This is a genomic window from Haloferula sp. A504 (genome assembly GCF_044385805.1).
GTDB lineage: Bacteria > Verrucomicrobiota > Verrucomicrobiia > Verrucomicrobiales > Akkermansiaceae > Haloferula.
Map to the genome: position 1 here is coordinate 1 of NZ_JBISBU010000164.1, position 942 is coordinate 942.

The 942-nt window shown below is 64.6% G+C and carries 1 protein-coding gene; it reads left to right on the forward strand.

Going from position 1 to position 942, the window contains the following annotated elements:
- Window positions 1–43 precede the first annotated feature (43 nt).
- Window positions 44–942 (forward strand): transposase (locus ACG2LG_RS23960; protein WP_396263408.1); only part of this gene is annotated, 899 nt, incomplete at its 3' end.

The window sequence follows — 942 nt, forward strand, 5'->3', positions numbered from 1 at the left end:
TCTTGACGGCGTTCTGCGCATTTGGTAGGAGAACCACAAGTCGATGAAAGCCAACGAGGAAAGCACGATGGAACCTGTCGAGAAGGCCGACCTGCCGACGAGGCAGTATCCGGGCGGATTCCGGCGGGGGAACGGCGCTGGGAGGAAGCGGATCCTGGGTCCGGAAGGGCGGTCGAACCGTTACCATGTGATGAGCCGCACGGCCGGAGGCGAGATGCTTTTCGGCGAGGTCGAGAAGGAGGCGTTTTGCCGGGTGATGCGACGGATGGAGAGGTTCTCGGGCGTGGAGATCCTGACCTACGCCGTCATGGGCAACCATTTCCACCTTCTGCTGCGGGTGCCGGATCGGGAGAAGTACCTGCAGCGCTTCGAGGGCACGGGCGGGGAAGAGCGGCTGCTGGAACACCTGAAGCTGCTGTATTCGAAGAGCTTCCTCGCTTCGCTGCGCACGGAGCTGGCGGATTTGCGGAAGAATGGAATGGCGAAGGAGGCCGACGAGTTGCTGGACCGCTTCCGCCGGCGCTTCTGCAACCTGGAGATCTTCGTCAAGGAGCTGAAGGAGCGCTTTTCCCGCTGGTTCAACAAGCACCACGGCCGCAAGGGCACGCTGTGGATGGACCGCTACAAGAGCGTGATCGTCGAGGACGGCGAGGCGCTGCGGACGATGGCCGCCTACATCGACCTGAATCCGGTGAGGGCTGGACTTTGCCAGGACCCGAAGGACTACCGCTGGTGCGGCTACGCCGAGGCGGTGGCGGGAAGCAAGCGGGCGCGTCGCGGGCTGTGCCGGGTGCTGGACCGGCCGCTGGATTCGTGGGAGGAGCAGCCGACGAAGAGCGATCTGACGGCCGCGTGCTGGTATCGCTGCTGGCTCTTCGGCGAGGGACTGGCGGTGCCGGATGAAGCGGGGCGGACGAAGCGCCGTGGGATGAGCCTGGAGGA